Annotated in this window: 14 protein-coding genes and 3 pseudogenes; 7 read left to right on the top strand and 10 right to left on the bottom strand. The window is 65.9% G+C overall.

Translation table 11 applies throughout. From position 1 onward, the window contains the following. Positions 1-181 precede the first annotated feature (181 nt). Positions 182-1,562, bottom strand: a pseudogene (locus tag ACQKQD_RS33570) (transposase). A gap of 149 nt (positions 1,563-1,711) precedes the next feature. On the opposite strand from ACQKQD_RS33570, the gene ACQKQD_RS33575 reads away from it, so the two are divergent. Then, a complete protein-coding gene (locus ACQKQD_RS33575; RefSeq protein WP_427510918.1) occupies positions 1,712-2,419 on the top strand; it encodes a helix-turn-helix domain-containing protein in 708 nt (235 codons plus the stop codon). A gap of 182 nt (positions 2,420-2,601) precedes the next feature. Here the strand turns inward: ACQKQD_RS33575 and ACQKQD_RS33580 are convergent, their stop codons facing one another. Together ACQKQD_RS33580 and ACQKQD_RS33585 are read right to left on the bottom strand one after the other, a co-directional pair. Further along, positions 2,602-3,480, bottom strand: a complete 879-nt coding sequence (locus tag ACQKQD_RS33580; protein ID WP_427510919.1) for an ImmA/IrrE family metallo-endopeptidase — start codon at positions 3,478-3,480, stop codon at positions 2,602-2,604. Between the two features lie 20 nt (positions 3,481-3,500). Further along, a complete protein-coding gene (locus ACQKQD_RS33585; RefSeq protein WP_427510920.1) occupies positions 3,501-3,815 on the bottom strand; it encodes a helix-turn-helix domain-containing protein in 315 nt (104 codons plus the stop codon). Between the two features lie 266 nt (positions 3,816-4,081). Between ACQKQD_RS33585 and ACQKQD_RS33590 the strand changes: the two genes are divergently transcribed. Then, positions 4,082-4,225: a hypothetical protein gene (locus tag ACQKQD_RS33590; RefSeq protein WP_427510921.1), complete on the top strand. Its 144-nt coding sequence runs from the start codon at positions 4,082-4,084 to the stop codon at positions 4,223-4,225. Positions 4,226-4,351: 126 nt separating this feature from the next. Further along, the gene (locus tag ACQKQD_RS33595) at positions 4,352-4,909 is read left to right on the top strand and encodes a hypothetical protein (RefSeq protein WP_427510922.1); all 558 of its coding nucleotides are present in this window, start codon (positions 4,352-4,354) and stop codon (positions 4,907-4,909) included. Positions 4,910-5,096: 187 nt separating this feature from the next. Here ACQKQD_RS33595 and ACQKQD_RS33600 read toward each other — a convergent pair whose 3' ends face one another. Genes ACQKQD_RS33600 through ACQKQD_RS33610 form a run of 3 tightly spaced genes read right to left on the bottom strand, consistent with a single transcriptional unit; the run spans position 5,097 to position 6,291 of the window. Continuing rightward, positions 5,097-5,318, bottom strand: a complete 222-nt coding sequence (locus ACQKQD_RS33600) for a hypothetical protein (RefSeq protein WP_427510923.1) — start codon at positions 5,316-5,318, stop codon at positions 5,097-5,099. 59 nt (positions 5,319-5,377) lie between these two features. Continuing rightward, positions 5,378-5,656 carry a hypothetical protein gene (locus ACQKQD_RS33605; protein WP_427510924.1) on the bottom strand — a complete coding sequence of 93 codons (279 nt, stop codon included), beginning with the start codon at positions 5,654-5,656 and terminating at the stop codon, positions 5,378-5,380. Then, positions 5,653-6,291, bottom strand: coding sequence for an AAA family ATPase (locus tag ACQKQD_RS33610; RefSeq protein ID WP_427510925.1), 639 nt, complete (start codon positions 6,289-6,291; stop codon positions 5,653-5,655). The genes ACQKQD_RS33605 and ACQKQD_RS33610 overlap by 4 nt, the downstream gene beginning before the upstream one ends. A gap of 1,094 nt (positions 6,292-7,385) precedes the next feature. Between ACQKQD_RS33610 and ACQKQD_RS33615 the strand changes: the two genes are divergently transcribed. The 3 genes from ACQKQD_RS33615 to ACQKQD_RS33625 all read left to right on the top strand — a co-directional run bounded on the left by ACQKQD_RS33615 (position 7,386) and on the right by ACQKQD_RS33625 (position 9,443). Next, complete coding sequence (locus ACQKQD_RS33615) at positions 7,386-8,204, top strand: helix-turn-helix domain-containing protein (protein WP_427510926.1); 819 nt, start codon at positions 7,386-7,388, stop codon at positions 8,202-8,204. Between the two features lie 19 nt (positions 8,205-8,223). Then, complete coding sequence (locus tag ACQKQD_RS33620; protein ID WP_427510927.1) at positions 8,224-8,604, top strand: hypothetical protein; 381 nt, start codon at positions 8,224-8,226, stop codon at positions 8,602-8,604. A 227-nt stretch (positions 8,605-8,831) separates the two neighbouring features. Beyond that, entirely contained in the window at positions 8,832-9,443 is a 612-nt protein-coding gene (locus tag ACQKQD_RS33625; protein ID WP_427510928.1) for a PilZ domain-containing protein, read from the top strand. Positions 9,444-9,941: 498 nt separating this feature from the next. Here ACQKQD_RS33625 and ACQKQD_RS33630 read toward each other — a convergent pair whose 3' ends face one another. After that, positions 9,942-10,124: a hypothetical protein gene (locus ACQKQD_RS33630; protein ID WP_427510929.1), complete on the bottom strand. Its 183-nt coding sequence runs from the start codon at positions 10,122-10,124 to the stop codon at positions 9,942-9,944. Positions 10,125-10,418: 294 nt separating this feature from the next. Continuing rightward, a pseudogene (locus tag ACQKQD_RS33635) lies at positions 10,419-10,879 on the bottom strand (hypothetical protein). Positions 10,880-11,360: 481 nt separating this feature from the next. Between ACQKQD_RS33635 and ACQKQD_RS33640 the strand changes: the two are divergent. Continuing rightward, a pseudogene (locus ACQKQD_RS33640) lies at positions 11,361-11,615 on the top strand (prolyl oligopeptidase family serine peptidase); the annotation flags it as partial. A gap of 782 nt (positions 11,616-12,397) precedes the next feature. Here ACQKQD_RS33640 and ACQKQD_RS33645 read toward each other — a convergent pair. Beyond that, entirely contained in the window at positions 12,398-13,312 is a 915-nt protein-coding gene (locus ACQKQD_RS33645; protein ID WP_427510930.1) for a tyrosine-type recombinase/integrase, read from the bottom strand. Positions 13,313-13,353: 41 nt separating this feature from the next. Further along, positions 13,354-13,908: a PH domain-containing protein gene (locus tag ACQKQD_RS33650; protein ID WP_427510931.1), complete on the bottom strand. Its 555-nt coding sequence runs from the start codon at positions 13,906-13,908 to the stop codon at positions 13,354-13,356. Positions 13,909-14,376: the final 468 nt, after the last annotated feature.

Below are 14,376 nucleotides of genomic sequence, written 5' to 3' on the forward strand. Positions count from 1 at the left end.
ACCTGCATAGGCATCGACCCTTGGCGCACGTTTTTGAGCATCCGCTGCGATGACCCCTTCCGGCGGGCGCCGCGGGCCACGGAACGGTCTGCGCCGATTTTGTTGAAAAACTCGCGGTCGAGTTGGATCGGGCGCAGGTCGGATGAGGGCGGCGGCTGGATGAGAGGGTGGCCCCGGCCGATCAGGCCGGGCTCGGCTGCGGCACCGGGATCAGCTTGGCGAGCTTCCTGAGGTTCTGGGCTGCTGCGGCGAGGTGGAACTCGTCCCGAGCCCCGTTCGGCCCCCGTAGCCGGAGTCGATCCAGCTTCAGGATCCGCTTGAGGTGGGCAAACAGCATCTCGACCTTCTTGCGCTCCCGCCGTGAGGTGCGGCCCTCCTCCGAGGCGCAGATGTCGCGCGCCATCTGCCGAGCGCCTTCGTGGATCGAGCGGGGGATCTTGCGGGCGGGTGTGTTGGGACAGCACCGAGGCTTCAGCGCGCAGGCGTCGCAGTCACGCTTGCTGGCGTGGTAGCGCATCATCCCATCCGCATCGACCAGCGGGGGCGGCGTCCGGTAGACCTTCTGGCGTTGCCGCAGTGGCTTGCCGGCCGGGCAAGTGTAGGTGTCGGCTTCAGGGTCATACGTGAAGGCTGACCGGCTGAAGGTGCCGTCGCTGCGCTCGGACTTGTCGAAGACAGGGATGTGCGGCTCGATCCCGCGCTCGTGCACCAGCCAGGCGAGGTGTTCGGCCGAGCCGTAGGCGCTGTCCGCCGCCAGCCGCGCCGGCCATAGCCCAAAGCGATCCTGCGTGCGCGCGACCATGGTACGGGCCGCCCCGACCTCCGCCTGCCGGATCGCACGGCTGGCCTCGACGTCGACGATCACGGCGTGGTCGAGGTCGATCAGGTAGTTGGTGGCGTAGGCGAAGAAGGCATGGCCCTTCATCGCGCCCGTCCACTGCGCCGCCGGATCGGAGCGGGAGATGAACTTCGGCGTGCTCTCGCTCGCGGCTCCCCAGGCAGCCTCGTCGAGAGTGTCGAGGTACTCGCGCACCGACCGGCGCGTCCGGGCCAAGTCGTCCCAATCGACGGACTCAGAAGCGTCCGCAGAGCGCTGCTTGTTGGCGTCGGCCCGGATCAGGCTAGCGTCGACCGCGAAGCCCTCACCACCCACGAGCCCCGCGTCGATGCAGCGTTGCACGGTGATCTCGAACACCTCGCGCAGCAGGTCGCTGTCGCGGAAACGGCCGTGGCGGTTCTTCGAGAAGGTCGAGTGGTCAGGCACCGCGCCTTCCAACCCGAGCCGGCAGAACCAGCGGTAGGCGAGGTTGAGGTGCACCTCCTCGCACAAGCGGCGCTCGGAGCGGATGCCGAAGCAGTAGCCGACGAGCAGCATGCGGATCATCAGTTCGGGATCGACCGAAGGCCGACCCGTCGTGCTGTAGAAGGGCCGCAGATGCGCGCAGGCCCGACAGGTCGACGAAGCGATCGATGGCGCGCAGCAGATGATCGACGGGAACGTGGGTATCGAGCGAGAACTCGTAGAACAAGGCACCCTGCTCGACTTGCCGAGGTCCCATCATCTGCTTCGATCTCCGTCTCTCGACAGGAGTGAATCACCTCACGATTACCGTTGCAACACCCGAGTTTTTCAACAGAATCGGCCCATTCCGGCGGACCGGTCCAGGTCGAGGCGGCGGGCTGGGCGAGGAAGGCTCGTCCCGGCGACCTCGTGCTGTTCGATCTCGCCGAACCGGTGCGGCTCGCGATGCCGGCCGAGACTGGCATCGCCGTCATCGTACCCCGGCATCGGCTCGGAGATGCCTTGGCGGACGGTGGCGCGCTGCGCGGGCAGGTCCTGGACGGCGGCCAGGAGCCGCTGGTGCGCCTGCTGTCCGGCCACCTCCACGATCTCGCCGACGCGCTCGGAGCGGCCACGCCCGCACAACTCGCCGAGCTGGTGCCGGCTACCCTGGCCCTGTGCAGGGTCGTCGTCGGGATGGCTGTGGGATCGAACCAAGATCTGGATCCCGATGGTGGGGCCGCGGCGACGCGGGACTGGCCCGACCCGCTAGCGCTGGCGATGCGCCGTTACATCGAGGCGCATGTGGCCACGGTCGACGTGCCGGCGCTGAGCAGCCAGTTCGGCGTGTCGCGGAGCACGCTCTACCGGCTGTTCACCGATACCGGGGGCGTGCACGCCTACATCCGCCAGCGCCGCCTCGCCCGTGCCCTGCGCGAACTCAACGAGCCGATCCTCGGCCGCCGGCCGAAGCTGGCCCGCCTCGCCCACGAGTGCGGGTTCTCGGGTTCACAGGTGTTCAGTCGGGCCTTCCAGCGGCAGTTCGGCATCTCACCGATGCAGGTCGAGCCACGACGGGTGCCGACTGCTGCCGGATCGCCTGAGCCCGCCTTGCTCGCCTGGTTGCGCAATCTGTAGGGGCGGCTGCGGCGAGATACTGGACGGCAGCAGGAGGCGGTGTGCTGAGACCGCCAAAGAATGGCCACCGCTGGAAACTGCCGATCTCGATCTGGATGGCCGACATGGTGCGCAGGTGGACCTTAGGCGGTTCCATACATGCGTCTACGCGAGTTTCCTGCCCTCGCGAGCGCAAAGCTCGGCTACCGCCGCTTGGCCTTGAACCCCACGCGCCAGCTCTCCTCCATCTCGCGGTCCTCGGCCTCTTCTTCTTCATCTGGAAGCTCCAGGTGGAGAAGCAGGAGGCCGAAGCCCTCGCGCTGCGGATAGACCTGCTCGTATAGGACCGGCGCTCGTTCGCCTCGCCGCACCTCGATCCAGTTTTCGGGGAGGCACACCGCGAAGTCGCTCGCGATCCCTCGCTCGTGCGGCCCGCGGTGATAGAGCGAGCCCGCCGGCACAGGGGCGTTGTTGCGACAGGTGACGAACGGAAAGCTGAGCTTCTTGTAGTGGCGCAGCACCTTGCCGTCATGCGTGACGACGATCGCGATCGGCTCGTCGTGATAATGCGCGTAGGTCCGGGCCATCGCTTCCCGGCTGACGTTGAACTGCCGGGCCAGCGTTGGGATGTGCTGAAGGCTCGGCTCCGTGCATCCGCGCATCGCTTGCCGGAGCGCCGGCGCTGGCATCAGGATAAGGGAGGCGAACCGGTTAGCCTCGACCTCCATGCGCTCGCGCCGGTCGCCCTCTCTGGCGCTCGTCCGGCGCAGGTCGCTGCTCTTGCACAGGAACCGGCCGGCCTGATCGGGTACGTGGCTCGGCATGAGGAAGTGACCGAGCTCGTGCGCGATCGTGAACCGGCGCCGGACCTCCATGGTGTTCTTCACCAGGATGATCCCCGCGGACCGTTCGGCGTCCGTGATCAGGCCGCCCTCGAAACCGTCCGTCTCAAGATCCTGGATCGCCGCAATGTCGAGCTGCCGGCACAGATCCTCGATCGGTACCGGGATCGGCAGATCCGGTTCGGCCTGCAGAATGAGCCTGACGAGGGCTTCCGGTGAGCCGACGTCGGCGAGGTCCATCCGGCAGGCCGGCATTGCGCCTATCCCTGCTTCGCCTGAAAGTGTTTCATCAGGGATAGGACGGCCTGCTTGTCGTTTTCGTTGAGTTCTTTGAGATTTCTGTACAGAACCATTGCGCCTTCGTCTTCTTCCGCCGGTGCCTCTCCTACTAAATAGGAGACCGTGACCGAGAAATGTTCGGCGAGCTTCTTCAGAAGCTCCATAGACGGATTTTTGCTACCGCCGCGCTCGATTTCCCAGATGTGGGCCTTCGACGCTCCGAGCGCGTCCGCCAGTCCCTGTAGCGACTGGTTGTGCCTGACTCTCAGCTCCTTGATCCGAGCCCCGATGCTCATCCCTACCCCGCCTATCGCGCCGTGGACCTGTCCTGCGGCGCGTTCCGTGTACCCGTTTTGTTCACGGGCGCGAACGACATCGTATCGCTACACCTTGACGCGCGCAATCGTTCGATCTGTCTATACGGAATTGGCCGATGCAGTTGACGGCTCGGATCGTCTGTTATATCTGTACGGCCATCGGCCGCCCGTAGGGGGCAGGAACGAAGATTGTGAGGATAAAAATGTACGGCGCAACAGCAGCGAAGGCCCCGATCGGAACGCGGGTGGCTACGGGCAGCCTCTGCCCGGAGAGCGGAGTGTGGAAGGTCGAGGGCACGCCGAGCACCACGGCCCCGATCGCGAAGCACAACCGCATGCCCCCCTACGGCGGCAAGGCGGTGATCTGGGTGCTGATCCAGTACGCCTGATCGATCTACCTGCTTGGACCAAGGGGCCCGCTTCGGCGGGCCTTTTTCGTTTGCGAGATCGGGCTGCCCTCACCCTCAGACCGCACCGGGTCTGGCGTCGCGCCGACCGCCCATGCATGGAGCGCCATGGCCTACTTCGAGCACTCGATCGGCGGCGTGGCGCTCGACCTCGCCCACTTGGAGCCGCGGACGCTGCGCTTCTTCGTCAAGAACGTCGGCCGCGAGCTGGCGATCGACGTGAAGTTCTCCAACCACTGCTTCACGGTGGCCTATCTGCCCTGCGTCCACAGCCCGACGCACCGGATCATGGATGCGTCGCGGGCCCGGGCATACGATCCCGAGCGGCACGACCTGTCCCACAACCTGCCTGCCCTGGTGGACGCTCTGCCCAACGCGTCGGTCTACCTCACGGCGTCAGATCGGAATTATGTCTACCTAGCCAACGTCGCCCTGACGGGCGGCCGGATCTACCCGATGTACTTTCGCCTGAAGCGCTTCCAGGCGGATCCAAGGGAGCAGCAGCGCCAGCAGCAGGCGTCACACCAGCTCCAGATGGTGGTGGAGAGCGCCTATCCGATTGAGGATCGGCAGGAAGCGCTGGAGGGCGCTACCAAGATCAACTTCGCCGTGCTGTGCGCGAAGGTCCACAAGGGCGAGCAGGTGCGGTCCCGCCTTCGCCGGTAGGCATGAAAAACCCCGCGACTCACGAGGAGCGCGGGGTGATCACTCGCCGAAACACTTGGTTATCCCGCGTTGCGCGTGGACCGATGGCGGTTGCCCGTCTTCGGCGGCTGGGGCTGTCACGAACCTTGCGGCGCGCTCAGGCGATCTGTCCCCGTTGATAGGGAATATGCAGATCGGATCTTAAAGTTCAACCCGCTGCTGCTGATGCTGCTGGTGAACGCAGGGCCGCACGACGCCAAGCGTCCCGATCCTGCCGAACCTGGGCGAGTTCCTCCTGTAGCACCTCGATCTGCGCGTGCAGTTCGCCGGCGTCCACCGCCAGCTCAACGCACTGATCCTGGACCTCGGCAAGCTGGACGCGCAGCTCGGCGCGCTCGATCTTAAGGGCAAGGGTTTTGGGTTCGGCCATATGGTGCGATCACACCGTGGTGTGATGGTGCGTCAGCATCGAAGTACTGAGGTGCGACGTCATCGTGACTTCGCCAACCACGCTTCCGCGGCCTGGATCAGGATCGCGTTGATGCTCGTCTCATCCTTGAATGCGATCTCTCGAAGAGTCCGGTGGAGCGCCTTCGGCAGGCGGATGTTCAGCGCCACCACCTCAGCCTTTGCCGCGGCCTCTGACTTATCAGGGACCCCCAACCCCTCGCCTTCTGTGGCGGCGGCAAAGCCAGCGGCCACAGCGCTCACCGCCGGGGTGGCCGCCATCCGCGCGCCGAGGCCCGAACCCGTCTTCTTGCCAGTCACGCCAGTACCCTCTCGATTACGTCCGCCACTGCCTTCACCTCGCTGTCAGCCGGCGAACCGGTGGCGAAGGATCCCACTGTGTCGCCGGTGTTGAAGGCCCGCACGAAGGCGGACCGGTACGCCAGCGCCGGTCCCACGGGCTCGCCCAGCTTGCCCAACTCCTCCACGATCTCGCGCCCCTCGGCTGTTCGCCGGTCTACCCGGTTCGGAACGATGAGCGCGGCCGGCTTGCCTGCACGGTGCTCACGGGCCTGACGGATCACGGCCAGCACCTCGCTCATCGCCATCATGTCGAGGCCGGAGGGACCGCACGGCAGGAGAGCCAGGTCCGCGAGGCCCACGGCAGCGCCAAGTGCGGCGTCGAGGTGCGGCGGGCAATCGAGGATCAGGATCTCGGCCGCCACTTTCCGCACCTGGCCGACCCACGCCTTGAGGCTGTCCACCGTGACCGGCAGATGGTCAACAGGGAGGCGGAGGTTGCCCGGCGCGGCCCATTGGGCGGCCGAGCCTTGAGGGTCGGCGTCCACGACATGAACGCGCCTCCCCCGCGCGGCGAGTTCGCCCGCGAGATGGACCGCGACGGTCGTTTTGCCGATCCCGCCCTTGCGCCCGACAACGGCGATCACCTGCACCATGGCACCGCAACACCTCCGCACGATGGTGCCGCGGCACCGCTGCATCACCGCACGCTAGTACCGAAGTGTTAACGCACCGTTATGCGATAGCACCTCGGTACCATAATGCTCCGGTTTTGACGCACCTAAGAGCCATGGTACCACAGCACCGGAGGGCGGAGGCGGCGACCGCGGAAGCGTGAGGGTACGACAAGAAGAAGTCGTAGCGCGGGCGGTCAAACCCGATCGAGGTAGTACTGATCCAGGAGGCCGCCGTAGCGCAGGAGGGCCTTTACCGCACGGTCTAGAACCGCACGCTGGCCCGCCCTGCGTCGATCAGCTGGTACCGGCCGTTTATGCTCTCGGTGAAGCTGTTGTCCTGCATGACCCGGTGCTAGTTGAGGATCTCGACCTCGTATTCCCGGACCATCTCCAGCGCGCGGCCCATCGGCTTCATCACCCCGGTTCAGCGACCCTGGTCGAGCTGATCGAACTGCGCGGAAGCCCGCTCGGCATCCTTGAACCCAAACAGCCCCTTCAGCGCCTCCTTCAGCATCCAGGCGCGCTGCAGCTCCGGCTCCGATCGCAGTATGCCCTTCAGCTCGGCCCACTCGGCACGGGTCAGCTCGCGGCGGGTCCTGTGACCCCTGGGAAGTGGTAGGGCCCGGCTGGCGGGTTGCCGTATGTAGGCGTCGACTGCCGCGATGACCTCTCTGCTGGTGATGATACCAGCCTTCCTCAGGCCCGCTAGGATTGAAGGTCCAGCAGGTATCGGCGCGCTGTTCATTCCCTAGCGTTGACTTAGCCGTGCGCTCCGGCCGACATGCCATGTCCGGTCGGAACGCGCCTTGCGCGAGTCGCCGGCATCATCAGGAGCACCGACCGCCGCAGTAGGACCCTGAAAAGCCAACGGGCCCCCCGTCGCCAAACGAGGAGCCCGTCGAATTCGAGATGGTCTGTGGGGACCCAATTTCCAATCCCCACAAGCCATGAAGCGCCCTCGGGCGTCAAGTCAGAACCCTGGTTCTGGCAACGATATCGGCTTGTCTTGAACGGAGCGCACAGCCTGCGCCGCCGATCGTCCCCCTGTGGCCCTGTGGAAAGGGCCGAGACACGTGTTTGCAGACGAGATCCGCCGCGCGATCGAGGCGGCCGACCGAATCACCTTGCCCCAGGTGACAGCGCTGCTGTGGCGCGCGTTCGGGGACGGGAGGGTCACGGAGGCCGAGGCCGAGGCACTGTCCGGGCTGATCGAAGCGCGGACCGATGCCCCGGCCGCGCGACGGATTTTTCTGGCCGCGGCGACGGCCCCTAACCCAGACGATAGCGCACCCATCCAGGATCGAGCAGGATCCGGCAGGAGGGCCGTCGGCTCGCGCCCGCGCACGGATGCCTCGATGGAGCGCCGTCGCCGTTGGGCCGCCTCGGGGCGGCTCCCGCCGGGGCTCGCGGCCCGGTTCACGCTGGCCGAGCAGGCGGTCCTCGCCCTCGTGGCAGCCGAGACCACCAGGCGGAAGGACTGCCGGCTGTCGATCGAGAACATGGCCGCGGTCGCGGGCGTGTGCCGCTCGTCGGTGAAGAACGCCATTCGTCAGGCGCGCCGGCTCGGCCTGCTCACCGTCGAGGAGCGCCAGATCACCGGCTTTCGCAACGACACCAACGTGCTCCGGATCGTCTCGGCGGAGTGGCTGGCTTGGATCCGGCTGGCGCGGCGCGGCGATCCTCTCCCCGACCGACGTGGGCAAGTCGGGCCTGCCTCTCATCAGGGGGGAGGGGTCAAAAGCGTAACCAGCACGCCTACTGAGGTTCTAAACCTGTCAGATTCGGGGAAAACCAAGACGTCAGAGGGCTGCCGAGGGGCAGCGGTCGACCTCCAGCGAAGCGCACGCCCCAGAATCCGCGCGGGTGGTGGCACGGGCCGAGCCATGCGGTAGGCGCACGCGGATGGACGATATGACGAACGATGCCGATCGAACCCTCAGAGCGGGCCTGCTGCCCTGCTTTGCTCTGTCGGTTCAAGCGCTTGCCGTCGCGATCGGGAGCGCCGCTGGCTCTGGCGCATCGGACGGCACGGCGCGGCGCACCGCTGAAGCGCACCTGCTGACCCTCCGACGGAATGCGGCGAGGGACACACCGGGGCTGTCCCACGCGCTCGACGCGGTTCGGTCAGCCGTGTGCGGTGTCGAGGAGATCAGCCGCCTTTCCTCGGGCTTCGATCCAGGCCGTGACGAGCTTCTGGCTCTGGCGAGGACACACGGCCTGCTCGCCGTCGGCTTCCTCGCGGAGATTCTCCGCAGAGCCAAGCCGAAGGTGGCAGGTTCAGAGTTCGATTAGTTGAAATGTATATTATCATATAAGTATCTGTATTTCCGATGTGGCCCCATATAGATCGCGTATATAATATGTTTTTAACCAGCTGAAAGAGCTCCAAAGCATATTTGTATTATGTACGGTAGATATAATTTGTGTAGTTGAAAAATAAATTTCCAATCGAGACGGACATTATGTGTCGGCCTCATTTTAGGTAAAATTTTGTTTAGACTTGCAATTCGACTGAAAGATTGTACGCCGCTATCTGGCGGACGATCGATCTGAACTCTATCGGGCGACGAGTGATTGTACGTCACGCCATCATCCTTCCAGCACTGTGCTGGCTCAGCGACGGGACCGAGTTCCACGCTATTACGGTCGATATCTCAACCGAGGGCATCCGCCTGCGTTCGGCGACCATTCCGCCTGTATCGGTGCGGCTTGGGTGCTCGATTCGCAGCGTCGGAACAATGCAGACCCGCGTCGTGCGGTCAGATGCTACCGACTTTGCCGTCCGGGTCGTAGGCCGCGGCGCGATGCCTCGCGAAGTCGTCTCTAGCCTCTTGGACTTGGTGCGGCTGCAGGCTCCTCTTCACCAAGAGGTGCGGATCCACCGTCGGTTCGTGCCCATGCACAGGACCGTGCAGGTCGCCTTGCCTGACGGAACAGGCGTGCCGGCGCGGATCCTGAACCTGTCGGCCTCAGGTGTGGCGCTGCAATTGAGCGCCACGCTGGAGATCGGCGAAGCGATCGTGGTTGGGCGGCACCGGGGGCGGGTAGCGCGCCGGATCGACGGCGGCATTGGTGTGGCCTTCCTCGCACCGCTCCATGAGGCGACGCTAAGCGCACATACGGTACTCTGACGGCTTCTTTCAGATGAGTGCCTCAGGCCAAACGAGGGCGTGATAACTGGCCTGCTCGCCGTCGGCTTCCTCGTGGACATCTTGCTCAGACCCAAGCCAAAGATTGCTGGTTCAGCCAGCCATGGCGGCCTCGAACCCCTCCGAGGACGACAATCCACCTGAGGCCTGCTACAGCGCCAGCCCTTCCCGCACACGTGCCCGAGGCGTTCGCGACACCGCAAGGTCCGGAGTGGGCGAGCACGCGACGACAGGTGTCCCCTGGGCCAGTTCCCTAGGGGCCGCTCGTGAAGCCTCGGCCGGGCTGTCGTGTGAGGGTCGGCGCGGCGGGGGAACTGGACACCGCCCAGCGCCGGCTCACGGCCCCGGATCCTCTCGCATTCGACCGCGTTGGTCGCTTCTCTCGCCCATCGCGGCGGTCGAGCCCCGAACGGCTCCCGCATGCGAGTGCGCCGGCCGCCATGCCTACCCTGGCACATGGGCGGCCGGCGCATCCTGACCCTACGCGGTTTCAGTGCTAGCGATGGCGGCGATGATGGCCCCAACGGCGGCCGTGCCGATGGGCGAAGCGGTGACCGCCGCCACCCCAGCCGACGAAGTGCTTGCCAGCCATGCCGCGGTGGCAGTGATGCCGTGCTCCATGGCCATGGCAACCGTGACGATCCAGCGCGCCAGGCGTGGCATGGGCTGCGTGGGCCATCAGCGCAATGATCGCCGCGGTGGCTATGGTCACCAGTGTGGCGCGCATAGTCAGTCCCGGTGCGAGGCGCACTTGCCGTCCGCCCGGCGGTAACCTGGACCGCCACGAGATCCGCATCGCGCCTCGGCAGCGCTCGAGGCCACGACGCTGAGGACCATCATGGTCGCCACGGCCGCAGCGGCGGCTTTGATCACGGTCAGCCCGCGAGCTGCGGTATGTCGACGTCGCATCGGTCACCTCCTATTTAGCCGATACTGCCGTGCTCTCGCTTAGGTTGTCTATGGGCGCGTCGTTGCTACCCGGGGGAATGGTTGCGGAGCGTCGGCTCGAAACCGTGTGGGATAAGGACCGTCGAACAGGTCACCGAGTGCTTTGCGCCGGAATAGCGTGCGCCAGCGTCGCCGCCGATGCTCCGGCCGGTCGTGGATCATGTGGCACCGCTAACAGAAGGCCGCGAGGTTGGTGTCTCCGTTGTTCGCGGTGTCGTGATCCCGATGGGCTGCTGCCAGGACGACCCGGGTTCGCCTGGCACGACCGAGGATATCGGCGTCCGATGCGACGCGGGTCCGTCTACCCCGCCCGTCACGCCATCGCCTGGCTTCAGCGTCCCACCAGCGTCCATCGCCAAGGTGATAGATCGTCTGCCCGTGTGGCCCTTCGCTCGGCCGAACCGGATCACGGCCGAGAGCTGCGGCCAATCGATGGGGTAGAAGAAGCGGTGTTCAGGCCGGATCGGCATGCGGCGGCAGTGCCGTGCCCATGGTGAAGAAAGCGTGACGGCCGCTGGATCTGAGCCCTGGTAGCCCTCGGGGGGCAGCCAGCGCTAGGACGGTCCCGACCTCCGTTCCTGAACACGCGGATGGCCCGAAGAACAGGAGGCCATTCAGGGGCGGCTGGCGCCGCCCCTGGGGGTGGATCACCCAAGCCTATGCGTCGCGCCGCGGTCGAGCCTGCGACGTGACGCACTCCGACCTGGCACTGTGCGAGCCGGCGGCGGATCGGGCCTGGTAGCCGCCCCGCCGTGCCGGGGCTGCCGTAGGACCAGACCAGCCACCACCATGCCCGGGGCTGTCTGCCCCGCTCGATGTGACCCTCAATGTGACCCTCCCTAGGCCCCTGAATGGTGGTCACAGACGCTGAGGATTTGGTAAGCTTGGCAGGAGTGATGCCAGAGCTCTTCGACGGCGCAGCCGTCGGCTCTCCGGCAGGCACGACGGTGCTCGTCGGCGGGATCGCGCGCTCGTACATACCCGCCGATCCTGCTGGCCACGAGCCGCGGCGACGACCGGGTCCACCCCGGCCACGCACGCAAGATGGCGCAGAAGCTCCGCGTCCTCGGCTGCGACGTCGCCTTCTACGAGCCCGCGACCGACGGGCACGGCGCCGGCAAGGACAGCGAACAGACGGCGGCGTTCAGGGCGCTGGGGCTGACTTTCCTACGCCGCGCCATCGGATGGGACGACCCGATCGCGTGAGCGTAACCTCGGCCAGATCTCCGGCAGCACCCAACTTCACCCTCTAACCTCATTGGCCATGTGGGCCGATCTGAGCCTGAGGATGATCCTCGACCGGGGGCTCGGGTACGACAGGAGCAATTCCTTGCGTCGTACCCTCGATGTATCCGCCTCGTTTCGGAGGCAAGTGCTCGTTGATGCCGAGCCTCTTCAGCTTGGCCCATTCCCCCTCGTCCCTCACGTGCTGCACGATCAGATTGCGCAACTCACCGGGGCACTCCCTGTGAAGCAAGCGCACGCAGCGATTGAGGAGCTTGGCGAGCTCGCTCGCCTCTTTGCCCCGCTCTCGTTTTGAGACGCTGTTCGAGGGGCCCGGCCACTCAAGCATGGGTTTTACGAACGGATCGGCTGGCGTCGGGATCCTCGACGGTCCGCTCGAAGCGCAGCAGACCGAAGCATCCCGCAGCGAAATGAACCATGGCGACGTGTTTCAGAATGCTGCGAAAGGCTCGCGAAGGCTCGAAAATGTTCTCTGCACACCTGTGCACCATCGGTGCGGACGTATCCTGAGGGACATCAGCTTCGATCCAAGCGACCGTTTTGAAAGTTCTCCGACAGGGTTGGCGGGGCGGCGCCTCTTCGAGGTGCCCAGAGCCCGTATCGGGTCTCCCTGACTATGTCTGTCGATTTGAGGCCATGAACAATCCTGGACGATATAGGCGGGGTACGACACGGGCGATTTCCGGCGTCGCACCCCCGCGAACATCCCCGCTGGAACCCACAGCCCCTGAGCGGAGCGCCCCTCAGATCAGGATGCGCTCGATCTCGTCCAGGTTCACCGCGTCGGCGCGGCGATCGTAGAGCTGGGTCGTGCGCGTCGAGGCGTGGTTGGCGATGGCGGCGGCCCGCTCCAGCGTGCCGCCGTTCTTTAGGTAGGTGGTGATCCCGGTCGCCCGGAAGGTGTGGTTTCCGATCTGCGTGGCGATCCCGGCCGCCTTCGCCCGTCGCCGCACCATCGCGTAGGCGTTGGCGCTCGGCAGGGGCGTGCAGGTCAGTTCGGCCGTCCCGCGGCGGATGGTGCGGAACAGAGGTCCGTCGCCGTCCGCGGCTACGCCGGTGCCGTCCAGGTAGGCGTGCAGGTAGGCCTCCAGGTTGTGGTGGCAGGGTAGGTCCACCGCCTTGCCGCCCTTCTCGTGCAGCCGCACCCAGAGGCGGCGGTTCTGCACGTACACATCCTCGACCCGCATGGCGGTGGCCGCGCCGATCCGCGCGAACGTGTAGACCATCAGGCCGATCAGCGCTCGATCGCGTAGGCCGATCGGCGTGGTGGTATCGATCGCGTCGAGGAGCGCGCGCGCCTCATCGGGGGCGAGCACGGGGGTCTTGCCGCGCTTGACCACGTGCTTGGGGCCGCGCACGGCGGTCGCCGGATTGAACGGCAGCACGCCGCCGGTCGCGAGCCAGTCGAACATCATCCGGATCGCCGCCAGGCGCTGCTTGACCGTGGGGGCGCTGTGGCTGCGCCCGAGATCCTCGACGTAGGCGGCGATGTGGACCGAACTGACGGCGGCGATCGACGGCAGGCCATACCGGTCCAGCCAGGCGCAGAACTCGGCTACGGACCTGGCGTAGGCACGCCGGGTGTGCGGGTTGCGGATCTGCGCCGTGAAGAACTCCAAGAAGCGATAGGCGGCACGATCGCCGGCAGCCGCGATCAACGCCGGAGCGTGGAGTTGGGCTGATGTGAGGACCGAACCCATCAGAAACGCCGCTGCGGCCGATCCTGGGTCGCAGCAAAGACGCGCTGCGCATCATCGACCCCTATGAACTGAGGCACTGGATCCAGTGCCGGGGTCCAAGAACCAAAGCCCGCCCTGCCGTTGAAGGATAACACTGAGGCAGGACCCCCGAACCGGATCGTCCCTCTCCCATTCGACTCCTCTTCAAGGCTCGCTTCCGGCAGCATATCCAAGTTGACGGCTGTGAAGTGCGGCCATGGCCCCGATCGCGTGATCAGAACACGTCGATTGGTGAGGACGTACATCGTGCGCTGCCGCAGCCAGCTATCGAACAGAAAGCGGCCGGCGATCAGGAACAGGCCGACCAGGACGAAGGGAACACCGAACAGCGCGAAGGGGAACGGAGCGCCGCTACGGAGCACGGTGGTTTCCCAAAAGATCGCGAACCCGCCCCAGAGTAAGCTGAACGGGATGAGCAGGCCGTCGCGCCGGGTCAGCCTGATGCCTTGGGCGGGCGGCCCCCACCAGATGACCTTCTCGTTTGGAAGCAGCCGCGTCCTGAGCTGCTCCGGCATCGTCGCGCTCGCCATCTCGGGCCCCAACCCATACATCTGATAAAGGACATTATCATATATAACGGGGTCGCGCGCCGGCTGCCTCGGCCCGCCCCGCCGCGTTCCACCGCGAGGCCGTCCCCGGGACGCGGACGCGGGGGACGCGATCCGGGCTGGATCCGGGCTGGTCGATCCGCAGATCCGGCCATGCACCTTCAGTGCGTGTGGTGTGATGCCCCCGTTCTTACCGTAGCCGCTGCCGTACCGTTGCCGTCGACTACCGACCCTGCCGTACGCTGCCGTAGCTCAGAGCCGTCGGGGACGAACCATGCAGGGACACGCATGGCTGGGCGACAGGGAGACTGATGCCGTACGAGCCGCGCATCTCAGTCCGAGGCCTCGGGGTGCCGCTTCAGCATGCCGGCGTAGTGCTTGGGGATCCTCGGGCAGCCGTCATGCGCCCGCTGGTGCATCATCGCGACGCCGCCC

This window comes from Methylobacterium sp. NPDC080182, assembly GCF_050281105.1.
Taxonomy (GTDB): domain Bacteria; phylum Pseudomonadota; class Alphaproteobacteria; order Rhizobiales; family Beijerinckiaceae; genus Methylobacterium.